Annotated in this window: 15 protein-coding genes and 1 pseudogene; 6 read left to right on the top strand and 10 right to left on the bottom strand. The window is 73.4% G+C overall.

Annotated elements, in window-relative coordinates; translation table 11 throughout:
- Positions 1–7: 7 nt before the first annotated feature.
- A pseudogene (locus D0D15_RS03705) lies at positions 8–631 on the bottom strand (ROK family protein); the annotation flags it as partial.
- A 35-nt stretch (positions 632–666) separates the two neighbouring features.
- The gene (locus D0D15_RS03700) at positions 667–1635 is read right to left on the bottom strand and encodes an NAD(P)H-dependent flavin oxidoreductase (protein WP_094005114.1); all 969 of its coding nucleotides are present in this window, start codon (positions 1633–1635) and stop codon (positions 667–669) included.
- Between the two features lie 464 nt (positions 1636–2099).
- Here D0D15_RS03700 and D0D15_RS03695 point away from each other — a divergent pair, with 464 nt between their 5' ends.
- Both D0D15_RS03695 and D0D15_RS03690 read left to right on the top strand, forming a co-directional pair.
- Entirely contained in the window at positions 2100–3557 is a 1458-nt protein-coding gene (locus tag D0D15_RS03695; RefSeq protein WP_094005115.1) for a phospholipase D-like domain-containing protein, read from the top strand.
- Between the two features lie 89 nt (positions 3558–3646).
- Complete coding sequence (locus tag D0D15_RS03690; protein ID WP_115944238.1) at positions 3647–4519, top strand: exodeoxyribonuclease III; 873 nt, start codon at positions 3647–3649, stop codon at positions 4517–4519.
- Between the two features lies 1 nt (position 4520).
- Here the strand turns inward: D0D15_RS03690 and D0D15_RS03685 are convergent, their stop codons facing one another.
- From D0D15_RS03685 to D0D15_RS03655, 7 genes are all read right to left on the bottom strand, one after another.
- A complete protein-coding gene (locus D0D15_RS03685) occupies positions 4521–5603 on the bottom strand; it encodes an ABC transporter permease (protein ID WP_094005117.1) in 1083 nt (360 codons plus the stop codon).
- Positions 5603–6487 (bottom strand): ABC transporter ATP-binding protein, encoded by an 885-nt coding sequence (locus tag D0D15_RS03680; protein ID WP_094005118.1) that lies wholly within the window; start codon positions 6485–6487, stop codon positions 5603–5605. Before D0D15_RS03680 ends, D0D15_RS03685 begins: the two co-directional genes overlap by 1 nt.
- Positions 6488–6570: 83 nt before the next feature.
- A complete protein-coding gene (locus D0D15_RS03675) occupies positions 6571–7239 on the bottom strand; it encodes a response regulator (RefSeq protein WP_094005119.1) in 669 nt (222 codons plus the stop codon).
- The gene (locus D0D15_RS03670; protein ID WP_233157218.1) at positions 7236–8540 is read right to left on the bottom strand and encodes a sensor histidine kinase; all 1305 of its coding nucleotides are present in this window, start codon (positions 8538–8540) and stop codon (positions 7236–7238) included. Before D0D15_RS03670 ends, D0D15_RS03675 begins: the two co-directional genes overlap by 4 nt.
- Before the next feature lie 9 nt (positions 8541–8549).
- On the bottom strand, positions 8550–10046 hold the full coding sequence (locus D0D15_RS03665; protein WP_233157219.1) for an SMP-30/gluconolactonase/LRE family protein: 1497 nt from the start codon (positions 10044–10046) through the stop codon (positions 8550–8552).
- Positions 10039–11784 carry a flavin-containing monooxygenase gene (locus tag D0D15_RS03660; protein ID WP_094005121.1) on the bottom strand — a complete coding sequence of 582 codons (1746 nt, stop codon included), beginning with the start codon at positions 11782–11784 and terminating at the stop codon, positions 10039–10041. The genes D0D15_RS03665 and D0D15_RS03660 overlap by 8 nt, the downstream gene beginning before the upstream one ends.
- A gap of 53 nt (positions 11785–11837) precedes the next feature.
- Positions 11838–12422 (bottom strand): TetR/AcrR family transcriptional regulator, encoded by a 585-nt coding sequence (locus tag D0D15_RS03655; RefSeq protein WP_094005122.1) that lies wholly within the window; start codon positions 12420–12422, stop codon positions 11838–11840.
- 83 nt (positions 12423–12505) lie between these two features.
- Here D0D15_RS03655 and D0D15_RS03650 point away from each other — a divergent pair, with 83 nt between their 5' ends.
- Positions 12506–14020: an MFS transporter gene (locus tag D0D15_RS03650; protein ID WP_115944237.1), complete on the top strand. Its 1515-nt coding sequence runs from the start codon at positions 12506–12508 to the stop codon at positions 14018–14020.
- On the opposite strand, the gene D0D15_RS03645 is transcribed toward D0D15_RS03650, so the two are convergent.
- The gene (locus tag D0D15_RS03645) at positions 14021–15139 is read right to left on the bottom strand and encodes an NDMA-dependent alcohol dehydrogenase (RefSeq protein WP_094005124.1); all 1119 of its coding nucleotides are present in this window, start codon (positions 15137–15139) and stop codon (positions 14021–14023) included. It lies immediately after the preceding gene.
- Between the two features lie 110 nt (positions 15140–15249).
- Between D0D15_RS03645 and D0D15_RS03640 the strand changes: the two genes are divergently transcribed.
- From D0D15_RS03640 to D0D15_RS03630, 3 genes are all read left to right on the top strand, one after another.
- The gene (locus D0D15_RS03640) at positions 15250–16176 is read left to right on the top strand and encodes an AraC-like ligand-binding domain-containing protein (protein ID WP_094005125.1); all 927 of its coding nucleotides are present in this window, start codon (positions 15250–15252) and stop codon (positions 16174–16176) included.
- A 78-nt stretch (positions 16177–16254) separates the two neighbouring features.
- Positions 16255–17268, top strand: coding sequence for a carbon-nitrogen hydrolase family protein (locus tag D0D15_RS03635; RefSeq protein ID WP_094005126.1), 1014 nt, complete (start codon positions 16255–16257; stop codon positions 17266–17268).
- 520 nt (positions 17269–17788) lie between these two features.
- On the top strand, positions 17789–19126 hold the full coding sequence (locus D0D15_RS03630) for an MFS transporter (protein WP_208646160.1): 1338 nt from the start codon (positions 17789–17791) through the stop codon (positions 19124–19126).
- The last annotated feature ends 356 nt before the right edge of the window (positions 19127–19482 follow it).

The following is a 19482-nucleotide window of genomic DNA, read 5'->3' as shown; positions in this document are numbered from 1 at the left end:
CGGCCCGGATGGTCAGGTCACGCCGCACCAGGTCGGTGCACCGCTGGAGCACCGTGCGCGACAACTGGTCCAGGAACCGCGTCCCGGTGCGCAGCACGCCGCCGCCCACCACGAGCACGCCGGGGTTGCAGAAGTTCAGCAGGTTCGCGGTCACCCCGGCGATCACCTCGGACGCCTCGTCGACCAGCCGGACCGCCAGCGGATCTCCCGCCCGCACCGCCTCGCCGAGGTCGCCGCCCTTGATCTCGCCGCGTTCCCGCAGCACCGCCGACAACACCGGGCTGTCCGCCGCGCGCTCCGTGGCCCGGCGGAGGATGGCCCACCCGCTGGCGACGGCTTCCAGGCACCCGGTGCGGCCGCACCGGCACCCGGCGGCGGGGTCGTCGGTCACGTGGATGTGCCCGATGTCGCCGGCCGCGCCCTGCTGGCCGCGCAGCACCCGGCCGCGCACGATCAGCCCGGCGCCGACCCCCGTGCCCACCTTGAGGAACAGCAGGTCCCGGCCGTCCCGCGGCTCGCCCTTGGTCCACTCGCCGAACGCCATCAGGTTCGCGTCGTTGTCGACCCAGACCGGGGCGTCGTAGTGGTCGCGCAACCAGGACCGGACGCTGAACCCGTCCCACCCGGGCATGATCGGCGGCGCGACCAGTCGCCCGGTGGCGACAGTCAGTTCAGGACGCTCGCGAGCCGTCCGATGAGGTCGCGGGCCTCGGTGACGATGCGCTCGATCAGCTCGGCCACGGTGGGCACGTCGTCGATGATGCCCTGCACCATGCCCGCCGACCAGATGCCCAGTTCGAGGTCGCCGTCTTCGAACACGCGGCGGCCGCGGGCGCCGGCGACCAGATCGCGCACGTCCTCGAACTTCCCACCCCGGTTCAGGATCGAGACGACCTCGGTGGAGATCGAGTTGCGGGCGACGCGGGCGGTGTTGCGCAGCGGGCGGAAGATCAGCTCGGTGTCCCGCTCGCTGTTGGCGACGAGCTGCTTCTTGACGTTGTCGTGCACCGGGGCTTCGGCCGTGGCGAGGAAACGGGTGCCCATGTTGATGCCGTCCGCGCCCAGCGCCAGCGCGGCGACCAGCCCGCGGGCGTCGCCGAACCCGCCGGAGGCGATCATCGGGATGGTGATCTTCTCCGCGGCGGCCGGGATCAGGACCAGGCCGGGGATGTCGTCCTCGCCCGGGTGCCCGGCGCACTCGAAGCCGTCGATGGAGATGCCGTCCACGCCGAGTTCCTGGGCCTTCACGGCGTGCCGGACGCTGGTGCACTTGTGCAGCACCTTGACCCCGCCCGCGCGGAAGGCCGGCAGGTGCTCGGCCGGGTTGAAGCCCGCGGTCTCCACCACCGGTATCCCGGACTCGACGATGACATCGCGGTACTCGGCGTACGGCGGCGGGTTGATGGCGGGCAGGATGGTCAGGTTGACGCCGAAGGGCTTGTCGGTCATCTCCCGGCACCGGGCGATCTCCTTCGCCAGGTCCTCGGGCGTGGGCTGCGTCAGCGCGGTGAGGAAGCCGAGCCCGCCGGCGTTCGCCACGGCCGAGGTCAGCTCCGCGCGGCCCACCCACTGCATCCCGCCCTGCACGATCGGGTACTCGACCCCGAAGACGTCGCAGAACCGCGTGCGCACCATTGCGTCAGCCCCTTCCGGTGTCCCTGGGTAGGGGCGACGATAACGCGACTGAACGAGCGCTAGGTATGGGGCGTGAACTTCATCTCGTCGCCGCGGAAGGCTTGACAGGCGCCTAGCGGTCGACGGAGAAGGGCGGTCAGCACGGCGATCGCGTGGTCGGCCGGGTCCACCTCCGAGAGCCAGTGCCGTTGCCGCCGGTCCCGCTCCCAGGACCGGGCTCGCCGGGCCGGGTGGCACGAACCGGATCTCCTGCTGGATCGCACCGGTGTCCGCGCGCTGCCACCGCGCGCCGGTGGGGGGCTCCGCACCGGGCTCGACCTCGATCGTCACCGCGTGGCCGCGCTCGGCGAAGTCCGCGGACCACCGTCCTTCCCAGCCGCGCAGCGCCTCGCGTTGCCGCCGCCACTCGTGCATCCGCCCATCTTGCCCGGCGGAGCGGCCCGATCTGTAGTGACATGGGAGGAATGAAGACGTTCCGCTCGCTCCTGGACAAGGTGGACGAACGGCTCGGCGACGGGTTGGAACACGCGCTCTGCTCCCACCACGAACGCCGCCTGCGCCGGCTCGGCTGGGGGGAGGTCCTCGAACCCACCGGCGCCGAGGACCGCTTCGGCGGGCGCGCCGCCATCCGGCACGGCAACCGCCTGGAGGTGCTGGTCGACGGGGAAGAAGCGCTGCCCGCCATCGCCGCCGCGATCCGCGGCGCGAAGTCCCACGTCCACATCGCCAACTGGCACGCCAGCCCGGACTTCCGCCTCACTCGCGAACCGGACGCGCCGACCCTGCGCGACCTGCTCGCCTCGACCGCCCAGCGCGGCGTCGACGTGCGGCTGCTCGTGTGGGCCGGTCCGCCGGTGCCCGCCTTCCAGCCCACCCGCGGGCTCGTGCGCGCGGAGCGGCGCAAGTTCACCGAAAACACCGCCGTCCGGTGCGTTCTCGACGGGCGCGAACGGACGATGCACTGCCACCACGAGAAACTCGTCGTCGTCGACGACGAGGTCGCCTTCGTCGGCGGGGTGGACTTCACCGCGCTGGAGGGCGATCGCCACGACAGCCCCGAACACCCGCCGGACCGGCCGATCGGCTGGCACGACCTGATGACCCGCCTGCGCGGACCGGTCGTCGCCGACGTGGCCGGGCACTTCCGGCAGCGGTGGACCGAGGTGGCGGGCGAGGACCTGCCCCGTCCCGCGGTGCCGGAGCCGGCCGGCACCAGCAACGTGCAACTGCTGCGCACGGTGCCGGACAAGACCTACGCCTTCGCCCCGCGGGGCGAGTTCACCATCCTCGACGCCTACCTGCGCGCCCTGCGCTCGGCCCGGCGGCTGGTGTACCTGGAGAACCAGTTCCTCTGGTCACCGGAGATCGCCGAGGTGCTGATCGACAAGCTGTGCCACCCGCCGGACGACGACTTCCGCGTGGTCCTGCTGCTGCCGCGCAAACCGAGCAACGGCGCGGACACCACCCGCGGCCAGCTCGGCCGGCTGCTGGACGCCGACGACGGCAACCGCCGCCTGCTGGCCACCACGATCAGCAGCCACGACGGCGACTCCGCCGCGCCGGTGTACGTGCACGCCAAACTGGGCATCGTCGACGACGAGTGGATGACGATCGGCTCGGCCAACCTCAACGAGCACTCCCTGTTCAACGACACCGAGGTCAACGTCGCGACCGACGACCGCGACCTGATCCGGGCCACGCGCCTGCGCCTGTGGGCCGAGCACCTGAGACGCCCCGCGCCGGAGCTGGACACCGACCCGGCGCACGTCGTCGACACCCTGTGGCGCCCGATCGCCGAGGACCAGGCCGAGCGGGAACGCCGTGGCGAACCGCGCACGCACCGGCTCGTGCTGCTCCCCGGGGTGTCCCGCCGCGCGGAACGGCTGCAGGGCCCCCTGCGCGGCCTGCTCGTGGACGGCTGAACCGGGGCGGCCGCCTCGGGCCGCCCCGGCCGGGAATCGTCTGACGCCTCCTCTCTTGCGGGACGCGGCGCGGGCCGATCCGCACTAGCGTGGACACCGTGCGTGTGGCGACCTGGAACGTGAACTCCGTGAAGCAGCGGGTGCCGAGGCTGCTGCCGTGGCTGGACCAGCGGCAGCCGGACGTGGTGTGCCTGCAGGAGACGAAGCTGTCCGACGACGCCTTCCGCGACCTGCTCGGCGATGAGCTCGCCGCCCGCGGCTACGAGACCGCCCTGGCCGGTGAACCGCGCTGGAACGGTGTGGCGATCCTGTCCAAGGTCGGTCTGGCGGACGTCGTCACCGGCGTGGCGGGCGCGCCGGGCTTCCCGCACCCGGAGGCCCGCGCGGTGGCCGCGACCTGCGGCGGCGTGCGGATCCACTCGCTGTACGTGCCCAACGGCCGCACCCCGGGCTCCGACCACTACCGGTACAAGCTGGCCTGGCTCGCCGCGCTGCGCGACGTCGCCGCGGGCGGCCCGGACGCCACCATGCTCTGCGGCGACATGAACATCGCCCCCACCGACGCCGACGTGTTCGACCCCGCCGCCTACGAGGGCCACACGCACGTCACGCAGCCCGAGCGCGCCGCGCTGGCCGCGCTGACCGATCTCGGCCTGCGGGACGTCGTCCGCGACCGCTGGCCCTCCGAGCGGGTCTTCACCTACTGGGACTACCGCGCCGGGATGTTCCACCAGGACCTCGGCATGCGCATCGACCTGGTGCTGGCCTCGGCCCCGGTCGCCGGGCGCGTCGCGGCGGCGTGGGTGGACCGCCACGCGCGCAAGGGCACCGGTCCCAGCGACCACGCCCCGGTGATCGTCGACCTGGACGAGGCGCCCGACGGCGACATCGGCCCGGTCGTGCCGCCGCCGTCGGCGCCCCGCGCCCGCCGGGGCAGGGTCACGCTGCCGCAGTCGAAGTGAGTCAGGTGGCGCTGCGCCACGCCCGGCGCAGCGCCACCTTGCCGCCCATCTGCAGCAGCGCGCCCGAGTACAGGCGGGCGGCCAGCAGCACCACCAGCACCACCGACGCGCACAGCACCCCCAGGGAGAGCAGCGCCTGCCAGGTGTGCGCGTCGCCGGTGAACATGCGGACCGGCATCGCGACGGCGGCCGAGAACGGCACGTAGGACAGGACCGCCATCACCGCGGCGTTGTCCGAGAACACCATCACCATGAAGTAGGGCCCCATGACCAGCAGCATGACCAGGCCGATGCTGGATCCGAGGTCCTCCTGCCTGCTCACCACCGCCCCGGCGACCGCCCACATCCCCGCCAGCAACACGAAACCCACGCACACGAACGGCACGAACCAGCCCAGCGCGGGCGCGACGACCCCGAGCAGCGCCGTCTGACCGCCCAGCGACATCGCGGCCGGCGCGGCGACGGCGAGCACCACGAGCTGTCCCACCGCGAGCGCGGTGTGCCCCAGGACCTTCCCGGCCAGCAGCGCCCGCACCGGCGCGGTCACCACGAGGATCTCCACGATCCGCGTCTGCTTCTCGGTGACCGTGCTCTGCGCGATCGCCATGCCGCCCAGGCCGATCATGAGGAACACCAGCGCGAACACCAGGATCACGAGCTGCTGCGCGCCCTGCCCCACGGCACCGGGTTCGAGCAGCTCCACCGGTGGCGCGGCGCTCAGCGCCTGCACCACGTCGTTCGGCGGACTGGACAGCCCGAGCACGCGAATCCCGCCGGCGTCGGTCAGGATCGCGGCATCGACGTCCCCGGTGCGCACCAGGTCGCGGGCGGCGGCGACGTCGGCGACCTCGCGGACGTCCAGGCCGGCACCGGACGCCGACTGCACCGCGGCCGGTCCCACGGCCGCCACGGACGGCGGGCCGCCCGCGAACACCGACGGCAGCACGGCCGCCGCGAACAGCCCGGCCACGGTCACGACGAGCCCGATCCAGAACCCCTTGGACCGCAGGAAGGTGGCGATCTCGCGCTCGGCAACCAGCCGGGTCTGCACCCAGAACGAGGCGCGGTCGGTCACGGACGTCATCACACGGCCTCCTTGAAGATCTCCTCGAGCGAGGGCACGACCGGCACGAAACCGCGCACTTCCCCGCGCCGCAACGCCGAGGCGAGCACCCGCTGCTCCCCACCGGCGTCGTCGGTCAGGTCGAACACCGCCCGCGGGCCGTCGACCTCGACGACGTCGATGCCCGGCTCGTCGCGCACCCATCCGGCGTCCCCGGCGACGACGAGTTCGAACCGCGCCGTCCCGTACCGGGCGTACAGCTCGTCGCGGGTTCCGCTCGCCTTGATCGCCCCGCCGGAGATGATCACCACGTCGTCGCACAGGCGCTCGACGAGCGCGAGCTGGTGGCTGGAGAACAACACCGGCACCCCGGCGGCGGCCCGCTCCCGCAGCACGCCCAGCACGATGTCGACGGCGAGCGGGTCCAGCCCGGAGAACGGCTCGTCCAGGATCAGCATGTCCGGCTCGTGCACGAGGGCGGCCGCGACCTGGGCCCGCTGCTGGTTGCCCAGCGACAGCTCCTCGAGCCGGTCGCCGGCCCGGTCGGCCAGTTCCAGCTGCTCCAGCAGCTTGGCGGTGGCGTTGCGGGCCGCGGTGTCGCCGAGCCCGTGCATGCGGCCGAGCCAGGCGATCTGCTCGGCGACCTTCATCTTCGGGTAGAGCCCGCGTTCCTCGGGCATGTACCCGAACCGCCGGCGCTGCGCGGCGGTCATCGGGCTGCCGCACCAGGTGACGGTGCCGCCGTGCGCGGCCAGCACCCCCAGCACGATGCGCATGGTCGTGGTCTTGCCCGAGCCGTTCGCGCCGAGGAAGCCGGTCATGCGCCCGGGGCGGACCTCGAAGGACACGTCGTCGAGGACGCGGTGCCCGCCGAAGCTCCGGGATAGGGACGTCACGGTCAACATGTCCGGAAACGCTAGGCGAGCGCGGCGTCCCGGTCGTCCGGCCGGCGGCCGAATTCGCGGGTCCTCCTGGCGGAGGACCCGGCTCAGGCGGTGCCGGGCGCGACGATGCCGTGCTCGTAGGCGAACACCACCGCGGACGTGCGGTCGCGCAGGCCGAGCTTGCGCAGGATCCGCGACACGTGCGTCTTGACGGTGGTCTCGCCGAGGACCAGTTCGGCGGCGATCTCGCCGTTGCTCGCGCCGCGCGCCATCAGCACCAGGACCTCGAACTCGCGATCGGTCAGCTCGGGCGGGCGGTGCCCGGTCGCCGGCGCGGGCGTGGTGAACCGGCTGATCACCCGCCGGGTCACGGCCGGGGAGAGCAGGGCGTCGCCCCGGGCGACCACGCGGACCGATTCGATGAGGTCCTCCGGGGAGGCGTTCTTGAGCAGGAACCCGCTCGCTCCCGCGCGCAGCGCCTCGAACAGGTAGTCCTCGCGGTCGAACGTGGTCAGGATGACCACCTTGACGCCCGCGTCGGCGGGCCGGTCGCCGAGGATGCGGCGGGTGGCTTCCAGCCCGTCGAGGCCGGGCATCTGCACGTCCATCAGGACCACGTCGGGGCCGGTGCGCGCGACGACCGCGACGGCCTCGGCGCCGTCGCGCGCCTCGCCCACGACCTCGATGCCGGGCTCCGTCCCGAGGATGACCCGGAAGCCGGCCCGCACCAGGTCCTGGTCGTCGGCGAGCACCACCCGCAGCGTGTCGGTCACGGTCGCGTCAGCTCCTCACGGTCGGCGGCCGGGATGGGCAGGCTCGCGCGGACCAGGAACCCGCCGTCGCGGCGCGGGCCGGCCTCGAACTCGCCGCCGTGCACGGCGGTCCGCTCCCGCATGCCGAGCAGGCCGAACCCGCCTTCGGACGTGACATCGCGGCCCCGCCCGTCGTCGGTGACCTCGATCTCCAGGCTGGCGTCGAGGAACCGCACCCGCACCTCGGCGCTGCGGGCGCGGGCGTGTTTGACCACATTGGTCAGTGCCTCCTGCACGACCCGGTACGCCGTGAGCGCGACGCTCTCCGGGACCGGGCGCGGCTGCCCGTATTCGCCGTAGCGCACCTCGATCCCGGCCGCCCTGGTGGCGGCAGCCAGCCGCGGCAGCTCCGCCAGCCCCGGCGAGGCCTCGTGGTCCGCGGCGGGGTCCGGTTCGCCCTGGGGATCGGCGCGCAGCACGCCGAGCAGCCCGCGCAGCTCGCTGATCGCGGTGCGCGCGGTCTCCTCGACGGTGTGCAGGGCCGAGGCGGCCAGCTCCCGGTCGGTGCCGAGGACCCGGCGGGCGGCGGAGGCCTGGATGCCCATGACGGACACGTGGTGGGCCACGACGTCGTGCAGGTCGCGGGCGATGCGGATGCGTTCGGCGACGATGGCGCCGCGGGCGTTCTCCTCCTGGGAGGCCCGCAGCTGGTCCGCGCGGCGGGTCAGCTCGGCCCGGCCGCGCGCCGACCGCCACGCCAGGTCGCCGAAGAAGTAGGCCGCCAGGAAGAACATCAGGTTGAACACGACCTGGTAGAGCACGGTCGCCAGCACCGGGTCCAGCGGCCCGCGCGCGTCGGGGAACGGCGCGGGCTCGACGAGGAACCAGATCAGCCCCACGGCGAGCCAGGTGAACATCGCGACGATCACGCCGATGCGCGTCCATCGGGCCCACCGGCGGTTGCGCGACCACGCGCCCGCGCTGTAGATCGCCAGGAACAACGCGACCGAGGGCATGAACCCGTCGCCGATCCGGCGCACCTGCGCGGCGATGAACACCACACCCACCACGGCGAGGACGACCAGCGGGAACCGGCGGCGCAGCGCCAGGGGCAGGGTGAGCGCCGTGGTCCACAGCAGCTGTTCGGTCAGGGCGGGCGCGGACTCGAACACGTAGGCGCCCATGCTGTTGACCAGCACGAGCATGCCCGCCGAGGTCAGCAGGACCAGCAGGGCCAGCAGGACGTCGTGGCGCCGCTGGCGGGCGGTCGGCCCGGGCCGCTGCCACCTGCTCCAGTCCGGCTCGTCCTCCGCTGTCCCCACGGGCCCAACCTACCCACCGGGCGGCACCCGCACGACGGTGCCCTCACCGTTGGCCGCCACGTACAACGCGCCATCGGGAGCGACCGCGACGCCCGCGAAGCGCCCCGGCAGTCCCGGCATCCCGTGCGCGAACAACGGCTCCCCCGCCGGAGGCAGGACCGCCAGGTCCGCCACCGCCACCCGGGTCTCCCCCGTGCCCAGACCGACGGCCGTCAGCCGTCGCGCGCCGGCCTCGACCACGAACAGCTCCTGATCCCGCACCGCGATCCCCTGGGGCGCGTCGAGTCCCTCCGCCACCGGCACCGCGTCCGGCAGCCGCACCACCGTGCCCCGCGTCTCGTCGCTGGCGTACCACACGCCGCCGGCCGTCGCGACGTCCACCGGGCGTGCCAGGCCCTCGGCGAGCACGCTCAGCTCGTCGTCCGCGTCGATCGCCACCACGCGGCCCGCCGCGGATTCGGCCACCACGAGCATTCCGTCCGCCACCGCGAGGCCCATCGGCTGCGCGAGCCCCGCCGCCCGCGTCCGCGCCGTGCGCAGCGCCGGGTCGTAGGTGCGCACGTCGCCGTACTGCGACGTCACGTGCAGCAGTGACCCGTCCGCGACGATGCCGTGGCTGAACACCAGCAGCTCCCGCATCGTCACGCCGGTCGCGGCCACGCTCGTGACGCGGTAGTGGTCGCCCGTGAACACCGTGCCGCCCGAATCCACGGCCACCCCGAACGGGCCGGCCAGCCCGGGCGGCACGATCTGGCGGGTGCGGCCGTCCGGGTGCACCTCGGCGATTCCGCCGCCGGCGAAGCTGGACACGAACATCCGGTTCTCGTCGTCGAACGCGGCGTTGTCCAGCCCCGCGATCCCCGTTTCCACAATGGACCGCCCGTCCTCGCGGATGCGCGTCACGATCCCGGCCGCGCCCCGCGACAGCACCAGCAGGGTCCCGCCCCGGTCGAACCGCACCGCGACCGGCTCGTGCACGCCGGAGTCCACCAGCTCCGGCGGCCCGCCGTCCGGCGAGACGCGGAACACCTCGCCGGTGGCCATGTGCGGGTAGTACAGGAACCCGTCCGGTCCGAGCTGCATCGCGTTGCCCATCGCCAGGCCGTCCGCGAGCACCACCGGCTCCCCGCCGCCGGGGAACAGCTCCAGCACCCGGCCGCCCATCCGCATCTCGTTGACGAACAACCGGTTCCCGGCGCACGCGATGCCGTTGGGCAGCGCCACGTCGTCCGACACGAGCGTGTACCGCCCGTCCGGCGCGCGCCGCCACACCCGGCCCGGCACCAGGTCGGTGACGTACATCGACCCGTCGGCGCCGAACGCGAGGTCGTCCGGCGAGCGCACCGGGCTGCCGGGGCCCACCACCACCTCGGTCTCCCCCGAGGCGAGGTCCACCGCGCTGATCAGTCCACCGAGGAACTGCGCGACGTACAGCCGGCCGTCCGGCCCGAACGCGACCCCGTTCGAGCCGCGCATCGGGGCGGGCGGGACGATCCGGCTACCCACCGAGGACCTCTTCGATGCCCGGCCCCTGGCGCCACGCGCGCAGCAGCTCGTGGAACGCGACCGGCCCCTCACCGAAGGACTGCCGTTTCCGCGGCTTGCCCTCGTTGTTGTAGTAACCGGGTGTGCAGTCGGCGAGGAACCGCTCCAGGTCCGGCGCGGTCCGCTCGATCGTGCGCAGCCACGCCTCCTCGGCCGCCGCGGTGGGTTCGACCGGCACGCCGCGCTTGCGGGCCTCGGCGACCACCGCGCCGACGTGCGTGGCCTGCTCGTCGAGGACGTGCACGAAGTTGACCGAGCTGGCGTTGTGCAGCGGGCCGAGGTGGAACAGGTTCGGAAACCCGTGGCTGTAGAAGCCGTGCAGCGTGCGCGGCCCGGTGCGCCAGCTGCCCAGCAGCGACCGGCCGTCCCGGCCGAAGACCGGCAGCCGCCCGGTCAGGACGTCGGATTTGCCGACCTCGAACCCGGTGGCGAAGATGATGCAGTCCACTTCGTACTCTTCGCCGCCGACGACCAGCGCGCTGCCGGTGATCCGCTCCACTCCGCCGAAGTCGGCGGTGTCCACGAGGGTCACGTTGGGACGGTTGAAGGTCTGCAGGTACTCGTCGCTGAACCCGGGCCGCTTGCACGCGTAGCGGTACCAGGGCTTGAGCTTTTCGGCCGTGGCCGGGTCCTCGACGATCGCGTCCACACGGGCGCGCAGCTCGGTCATCTTGCGGAAGTCGGCGAGCTCCTCTTCCTCGGGGGTCATCGCGCGCATCGCGGTGGGGGTGAGGTTGCCCAGCAGCCCGGCGCTGCTGGTCCACGAGTCGGCCACCAGGTCCTCCGCCACCGGATATCCGGTGATCACGCGGAGGAAGTTCTCCCGGCGGCGTGCCGCCCAGCCCGGCTCCAGGGACGCGGCCCACTCCGGGTCGGTCCGCCGGTTGGCGCGGACGTCCACTGAGGACGGCGTGCGCTGGAAGACGTAGAGGTGTGCGGCGTCGCGGCCGAGGTGCGGCACGACCTGCAGAGCGGTCGCGCCCGTGCCGATCAGCGCGACCCGCTTGGCCGCCAGCCCGGTCAGGCCGCCGTCCGCGTCGCCGCCGGTGTAGCCGTAGTCCCACCGGCTGGTGTGGAAGGTGTGGCCGGTGAACGTCTCGATCCCGGGGATGCCGGGCAGCTTCGGCCGGTCCAGGGTGCCGCCCGACACCACCACGTAGCGGGCGCGGATCCGGTCGCCGCGGTCGGTGGCCACGATCCACTCCGGATCGTCCCACCGCAGCTCCGTGACGCCGGTCTGGAAGCACGCGTCGCGGTAGAGGTCGTAGTGCCGTCCGATCGCCTGCGCGTGCCGGAGGATCTCCGCGCCCGGGGCGTACCGCCATTCCGGCACGTACCCCAGCTCGTCCAGCAGCGGGAGGTAGACGTAGGACTCGATGTCGCAGTGGATGCCCGGATAGCGGTTCCAGTACCACGTGCCGCCGAAGTCGCCGGCCTTCTCGACGACCCGGATGCTCTCCACCCCGGCCTCGCGCAGCCGGGCACCGGCGAGCAGGCCGCCGAAGCCGCCGCCGATCACCACCGCCTCGACCGTGTCGTGCAGCGGCTCGCGGGTGAATCCGGGGTCGGCGTAGGGATCGTCGGCGTAGTACCCGAAGGCGCCCTCGGTGCTGCGGTACTGGGCGGCGCCGTCGGGCCGGATGCGGCGGTCGCGTTCGGCGCGGTACTTGGCGCGCAGCGCGGCCGGGTCGAAATCCATGCGGAGCCCCCTCTTAAATCAACTGAGTGATTTAAGAGTAGCAGCTCCGCTGATCACGGACGAGCGAGGAAGTCGTCCACCAGGCGCGCGCAGAAGGCTTCGTCGCTGGGCCGCCGGAGGATCAGGGCGTTGAACAGCAGCGGGCCGACGAGCCGGGCGGCCGCGAAGTCGACGTCGGGGTCACCGGGCAGGCAGTCGGCGAGGACGACGTCGAACGGGCGGCGGTAGGTGTCCACGACGTGGTCGCGCAGCGCGGCGAGCCGGCCGCGTTCCCCCTCGTCGGGCGGGCCACCGAGGCCGATCGCCGCCATCCAGACCAGTGCCGCCATCGCCGGCGCCCCTTCGATCTGCGCGGCCTGAGCCAGCACCAATCGGAGCAACCGGTCGCGCGGAGTGCCCTCGGCGGGCGCGTCCAGCGGCGGCAGCAGCTCCTGGAAGGCCGCCGCCAGGAGTTCGGTGTTGTTCGGGAAGTGCCGGTACAGCGTGGATCGCGCGACGCCGCTGCGCGAGGTGACCGCCTCGATCGTCACCGCGCGGACGCCGCCCTCGGCCAGCAGGGCGACGGCCGCGGACAGGATCGCCGACCGCGACCGGTCCAGCCGCGGATCACGCCGGCCCGGCACCTGCTGCGTCGTCACGCCCGGATCCTCCCAGACCTGGTTTCAGAACTGCCAGTACTGCTACGATACCGACAGTTTCGTTTCCTGCCGAGCGAGGTGGCATGCGCGTCGTCGCACGGTCCGAGGTCTCGTCGTCGTCCGCCGCGCGCCGGGCCTGGACCGTGGCCGTGATGTGCTCGGCGGTCGGCCTGGTGATCGCCATGGTCACGATCGTCAACACCGCCCTGCCCGCGCTGGCCGCCGACACCGGGGTCACGCAGGCGCAGCAGACCTGGATCGTGGACGTCTACACGCTGGTGCTGGCCGCGCTGGTGCTGCCGATGGGCGCGCTGGGCGACCGCCACGGCCGCCGGGGCGTGCTGGTCATCGGGCTGGTGGTGTTCGCACTCAGTTGTGCCGCTCCCCTGCTCGCCGAATCGCCGGCCTGGCTGATCACCGCGCGGGCGCTGACCGGGCTGGGCGCGGCGATGATCATGCCGGCCACGCTGTCGATCATCAACGCGAGCTTCCCGCCGGAGCGGCGCGGCCACGCGATCGGCATCTGGGCGGCCGTGGCGGGGCTGGGCGGTCTCGGCGGGCTGATCGTCGCCGGGCTGCTGCTGGAGCACTTCTCGTGGCATTCGGTGTTCCTCGGCCCGGCCGCGCTGTCCCTGCTGCTGGCGCTGGCCTGCGTCACGGTGCCGACCTCGCGCGAGCGGGTGCCCCACCGGTTCGACACGGCCGGCGCGGTGCTCGGCGCGGTGTCCATCGGGGCGCTGGTGTTCGGCATCCTGCGGGCGGCGGAGGTGGGCTGGGCCGACGCCGAGGTCATCGTGGCGCTGGCCGCCGGGGTGGTGCTCACCGGCGTCTTCGCGTGGGTCGAGGCGCGGCACGCGGCTCCGCTGCTGGACGTGCGGTTGTTCGGCAACCGGGCCTTCGCGACCGGGTCGGTGTCGGTGACCGTGCAGTTCACCGCCGCGTTCGGCGCGCTGTACGTGCTGGCGCAGTACCTGCAGCTGGTGCAGGGGTACGGGCCGCTGGAGTCGGGCCTGGTGCTGTGGCCGATCGCGGTGTCGCTGCTGCCGCTGTCGATGGCCTCGGCCGCCATCGCGCGGCGGCTCGGGCTCGGCCCGCTGACGTGCCTCGGGCTGCTCGTCGTGGTCGCCGGCGTGCTGCTGCTGGGACGGCTCGGGCCGGACAGCTCCTACCCGGAACTGGCGGTCGCGGTGTGCGTGCTGGGCGGCGGGCTCGGGCTGACCGCGCCCGCGGCCACCAGCGCGATCCTGGACAACGTCCCGCCGGACAAGTACGGCGTGGCCTCGGCGGTCAACGACGCGACGCGGGAAATCGGGGCGGCGCTGGGGATCGCGCTCGCCGGGAGCGTGCTGTCGGCGACCTACACCCCGGCGGTGCGCCCGGCGACCGAGGCCCTGCCCGCGGCGGCGCGGGAGGCCGCGGACGGTTCGCTCGCCGGGGCGCTGGCGGTGGCCGGACAGTCCGGCCCGGCGGGCCGGCCGATCGCCGACGCCGCCCGGGCCGCGTTCGCCGACGGGATGTGGTTCAGCCTGCTGGCCCTGGCGGGCATCGTCACCGCCGGCGTCGCGGCCGCCGCGTGCCTGCGCCCGCCGAAGGGCTGATCAGCTCTCGTGCAGGATGACGCCGCGGATGTTGCGCCCGGCGTGCATGTCGGCGTAGGCCTGGTTCACCTCGTCCAGGCGGTACGTGGTGGTGATCAGCTCGTCGAGCTTGAGCGTGCCCGCCTGGTACATCCGGGCCAGCCGGGTGATCTCGAAGGCCGGCGTGCCCATGCCGAAGATGACGCCCTGGATGCGCTTCTGCATCATCGACAGCGCCCACAGGTTGATCGGCAGGCCCTCGTCCTTGACGTCGCCGATGCCGGTGACCACGACGGTGCCGAACTTGCCGATCGCGTTGACCGCCTGGGCCACGTGGTCGCCGGTGGTGACGCCGACGGTGACGATGGCCGAGTGCGCGCCCTGCCCGTTGGTGACCGACCGCGCGAAGTCGGCGGCCTCGTCGATGCCGGCGAACGCCTTCGTCGCACCGAACTCCAGCGCCTTGTCGCGTTTGAACGCGACCGGATCGACCGCGAGCACGTGCGCGGCTCCCCGGGCGCGGGCACCCTGCACCGCGTTCATGCCGACACCGCCGACCCCCATCACGATCACGGTGTCACCGGCGGAGACCTCCGCGCCGTACTCGGCGGAGCCCCAGCCGGTGGGCACGCCGCAGGACAGCAGGGCGGCGACGTGGAACGGGATCTCCGGGTCGATCTTCGTCAGGGAGAACTCCGGGACGATCGCGTGCTGGGCGAACGTGCCGACCATGGTCATCTGGGCGACGTCCGCGCCGTCCAGGTGCGCCCGGTAGGTGCCGTCGGCCATGCAGCCGCTCAGCGCGTACATGCCGAGGTCGCAGAGGTTGCCGCGGCCGGACGAGCAGGCCTCGCAGCGCCCGCAGGAGGGCACGAACTGCGCGACGACGTGGTCGCCGACGGCGAGGTTGCGCACCCCGGGGCCGACCGCCTCGACCACACCCGCGCCCTCGTGCCCGCCGATCAGGGGCAGATGCGGGGTCGGCATGTCGCCGGTGGTCGCGTGGTCGTCGGAGTGGCACAGCCCGGCCGCCACGAAACGGACCCGGACCTCGTGCTCCTTCGGCTCGTCCAGGTCGATGTCCACGATCTGCCACTTGCCCGGCTGTTCGAGCAGCGCGGCCGCACGGGTTCGCATCATTGCCCACCTTCACCTCTACAGACGCCGACCTGGCGAAGGTAGAACAGGTTCTAATTCGCGTCAAGCGCGCCGGGCTCGACAGACGGCCCGCGCGGGGCGACAATCCCGGGATGGACCGGCAGTCCCGGGTGGAGCTGAGCACCGCGCAGGTGCCCGCGGCGGAGGCGTTCGCCTACTGGCGGGAGATGATCTGCGAGACGTTCGTCCAGCTGAGCGCCGCTCCGGTGGCCGGTGGCGCGTTCGCCGGGCGGATCGAGCACGTGCCCGTCGGCACGCTCGAACTGTCCACTGTGGTCGCCCGCGGGCAGGTGGTCCGCCGCACCCGCAGCCTGATCGCCCGCGGCGCCGACGAGTACCTGCTCGCCAGCATCCAGCTCCGCGGCCGCGGGCGCGTCGAGCAGGACGGCCGCGTCGCGGAACTGACCAGCGGCGACATGGCCTTCTACGACAGCACCCGCCCCTACACCCTGCGCTTCGACGACGACTTCCGGCAGCTGGTCGTCCAGGTGCCCAAACACGAACTGGCCCTGCGCGACACCCGCGCGCTCACCGCCCGCGCGCTCGGCCCCGGGCCGGGCCAGGTGGTTCCCGCCTTCTTCACCTCACTGGCCGGCGCCGCCAAGGACAGCCCGCACACCTCCGCCCCGCTCCTGCCGCACGCCCTCGGCCTGCTGTCCGCGGCGGCCTCGTTCGCGGCCCGCACCGAGCCCGGGCCCGATCCGGCGCGCGCCCTCGTCCGGGAACGGGCCGTCGCGTTCATCCGCCGCAACCTGGCCGACCCCCGCCTGGACGTGGACCGGGTCGCGCGGGCCTGCCGCGTCTCCCGCCGCACCCTGTACCGGGTCTTCGCGCCGGACAGCGTGGCCGCCGAGATTCGCCGGATCCGGCTCGATCACGCCCGCGCGCTGCTGCTCGAACACCCGGACCGGCCGGTCGCCACCGTCGCCGCGCGCTGCGGCTTCGACAGCGAGTCCGGGTTCCACCGCGCCTTCCGCGCCGAGTTCGGCACGACCCCGGGTGGCACACGCGGTCAGTGACCCCGGCACACGCGGTCGGTTCCCCCGGCGCCCGGCCGCCGCAGAATGCCCTCCACCAACCCGGAGCGGAGGAGCGTCATGGAGAGCACGGTGCGGGTCGCGGCGGTGCAGGCGGAGCCGGTGTGGCTGGACCTGGCCGGCAGCGTCGAGAAGACGATCGCGTTGATCGGCGAGGCCGCGCGCGGCGGGGCGAAGCTGGTGGCGTTCGGCGAGACGTTCGTGCCCGGCTACCCGTGGTGGATCTGGCTCGACTCCCCCGCCGCGGGCATGGCGTTCGTGCCCCGTTACGCCGCCGGCTCGATGACCCGCGACGGCGACGAGATGCGCCGGATCCGCCGGGCCGCCGCCGACAACGGCGTGCACGTGGTGCTCGGCTTCAGCGAACGCGACGGTGGCAGCCTCTACATGGCGCAGGCCTTCATCTCCGGCACCGGGGAGCTGATCTCGGTGCGCCGCAAGCTCAAGCCGACGCACGTGGAGCGCTCGGTGTACGGCGAGGGCGACGGCAGCGACCTGCAGGTGCACGACACCCCGCTGGGCCGGCTCGGCGGGCTGAACTGCTGGGAGCACTTCCAGCCGCTCACCAAGTACACGATGTACAGCCTGGGCGAGGAGATCCACGTCGCGTCGTGGCCGAGCTTTTCGGTCTACCGCGGCGCCGCGACCGCCCTCGGCCCGGAGGTCAACACCGCCGCCAGCCTGGTGTACGCGGTCGAGGGCCAGGCGTTCGTGCTCGCCGCGTGTTCGGTGATCGGCGAGGCCGCGCACGAAGTCTTCTGCGACACCGAAGCCAAGCGGCAACTACTGCGGCGCGGCGGCGGTTTCGCGCGGATCTTCGGCCCCGAGGGCACGCCGCTGGCCGAGCCGCTCGCGGAGACCGAGGAGGGCATCCTGTACGCCGATCTCGACCCCGCGCTGATCGCGATCGCGAAGTCCGCCGCGGACCCGGTGGGCCACTACTCCCGGCCCGACGTGTTCCGCCTGCTGATCAACCGCAACCCCGCGCCGCGCACCGTCGAGGCGCCCGCGGACCCGGCGGCCGCCACGCCGAACCACCCGGCCGAAGAGCTGAGCGAGCTGCTCCCGGGCTGACCGCCGCGGCGGGTGCCCCCGGGGCTCGGGGCACCCGCGTTCGTCAGGCCGTCAGCCGCTGGTGCAGCTCCCCGGACGCCCGCTCGACCCAGTTGTGGGCCAGCCTGCCGTCGCGCCGGCGCCCGCGGACGCGGCGGCCACGCCGCACCACCCGGCCGAGGAGCTGAGCGAGCTGCTCCCGGGCTGACCACCGCGGCGGGTGCCCCGGGGCTCCGGGGCACCCGCGTGCGTCAGGCCGTCAGCCGCTGGTGCAGGCCCCCGGACGCCCGCTCGAACCAGTTGTGCATCAGCCTGCCGTCGCGCCGGCTCCCACGGCCCCAGCGTGGGCGACGCGCGCTGCGTGAGCTCCGTGCCTGCTGATCCCGGTGACGGCCGGCGCCGGGGCGTCCGGTTCGAGATCCACCACGGCCTCCGCCGGTCCAGCGGGTTCTCATTCAATGAGATCGCCGTTGTGCCCGTAGTGCCCGGATTCGCAAGCTCCACGCTGACAATCCGCACTCGACCGGCAGTGAGGCCCAGCATGAGTGATCAGATGATCCGGGCTCGTCTCGACGCGAGCCCCATGTCGTCGTTCCAGTGGTCCGCCATCGGAATCTGCGTTCTCCTCAACGTTCTCGACGGTTTCGACGTGCTCGTCATGTCGTTCACCGCGAGCGGCGTGTCCCGGGAGTGGCAGCTGTCCTCGGCCGCGCTCGGGCTGCTGCTGTCCGCCGGGCTGGCCGGGATGGCGGCGGGCTCGCTGTTCACCGCCCAGCTCGCCGACCGGTTCGGCCGCCGCGCGCTGATCCTCGGCTGCCTCGCCCTGTCCTCGGGCGGGATGTTCCTGTCCGCGGCGAGCCAGAGCGCGGTGCAGCTCGGCCTGACCCGGGTGCTGACCGGCATCGGCATCGGCGGCATCCTCGCCGCCAGCAACGTGATCGCCGCCGAGTACGCCAACGCGCGCTGGCGCGGGCTGGCGGTGAGCCTGAACTCGACCGGGTACGCGGTGGGCGCCACGCTGGGCGGGATCGTCGCGGCCGTCCTGCAGGGCACGGCGGGCTGGCGGGCGGTGTTCCTGTTCGGCGCGGTCGCGACCGCGCTGCTGATCGGGGCGGTGCTGTGGCGGTTGCCGGAGTCGCTGGACTTCCTGCTCGTCCGCCGCTCCCCCGGCGCGCTGGCGCGGCTGAACAAGCTGCTGGCGTCGATGAAGCAGCCGCCGCTGGACACCCTGCCCGACGCGCCCGCGCCGGTCCGCCCGTCGGCGGGCGTGGCGCAGCTGCTGTCGCCGGCCCTGCGCCGCAACACGCTGCTCAGCTGGCTCAGCTTCTTCCTGGTGATGTTCGGGTTCTACTTCGTGACGAGCTGGACACCGAAACTGCTGGTCGACGCGGGCCTGTCCGCGACGCAGGGCATCACCGGCGGGGTGCTGCTCAACCTCGGCGGCATCTTCGGCACCGCACTGCTCGGGCTGCTGGCGTCCCGGTTCCCGCTCAAGCACGTCCTCACCGGCTACGCGGTGGTCACCGCGGTCCTGCTCAGCGTCTTCGTCCCGGCTACCGGCACCCTCGCGCTCGCGTTCGGGGTGGGCCTGCTGATCGGGCTGTTCGTCAACGGGTGCATGGCCGGGCTGTACGCGCTGACCCCGTCGATCTACCCGGCGCCGGTGCGCGCCACCGGGGTGGGCTGGGGCATCGGGATCGGCCGGATGGGCGCGATCCTGTCGCCGGTCGTCGCGGGGTGGCTGCTCGACGCGTCCTGGACGCCCGGGGCGGTGTACCTGCTGGTCGCGGTGTTCCTGCTGCTCGGCGGCGCCGCCGTGCGCGCGGTGCGGCTGCGCCCGGCCACGGCCGCGCCCGCGGTGGCCGAGCGCGGCCGGTGACCGCTCCTCCTGCTCGTCCTTGTTCTTCGTCCAGTCGTCGCCGTTGCCCTTCGCGCCGTGCGGGGCCATGCCGCCCGCGGCCGGAGTGCCCGGGCGGCCGGCCGCGCCCGCGGCGCCCACCGTGCCGCGGGCCGCCGCGGCTTCCTCACCGGCCATCGCCACTGCGCCGGACCCGCGCCCCGCGCCGAGACGGCCGGCGCTCGTGCCCGCTCCGCCGACCCCCCAGCACCTGCGCCGCCACCGAGCCCCTTGAGCGCGGCCGCACCGCCACTGCCCTTGGCGCCGGTGCCACCGGGAGGGGTGCCACCGAGGGAATCCAGCCCGCGCAACGGGTTCCCGGCCGGTGGGACACCACC

The organism is Amycolatopsis thermalba (assembly GCF_003385215.1).
In the GTDB taxonomy this organism is placed as follows: Bacteria; Actinomycetota; Actinomycetes; order Mycobacteriales; family Pseudonocardiaceae; genus Amycolatopsis_E; species Amycolatopsis_E thermalba.
The sequence above is the reverse complement of the archived record's forward strand: the minus strand, read 5'-3'. Positions and strand labels throughout refer to the sequence as shown.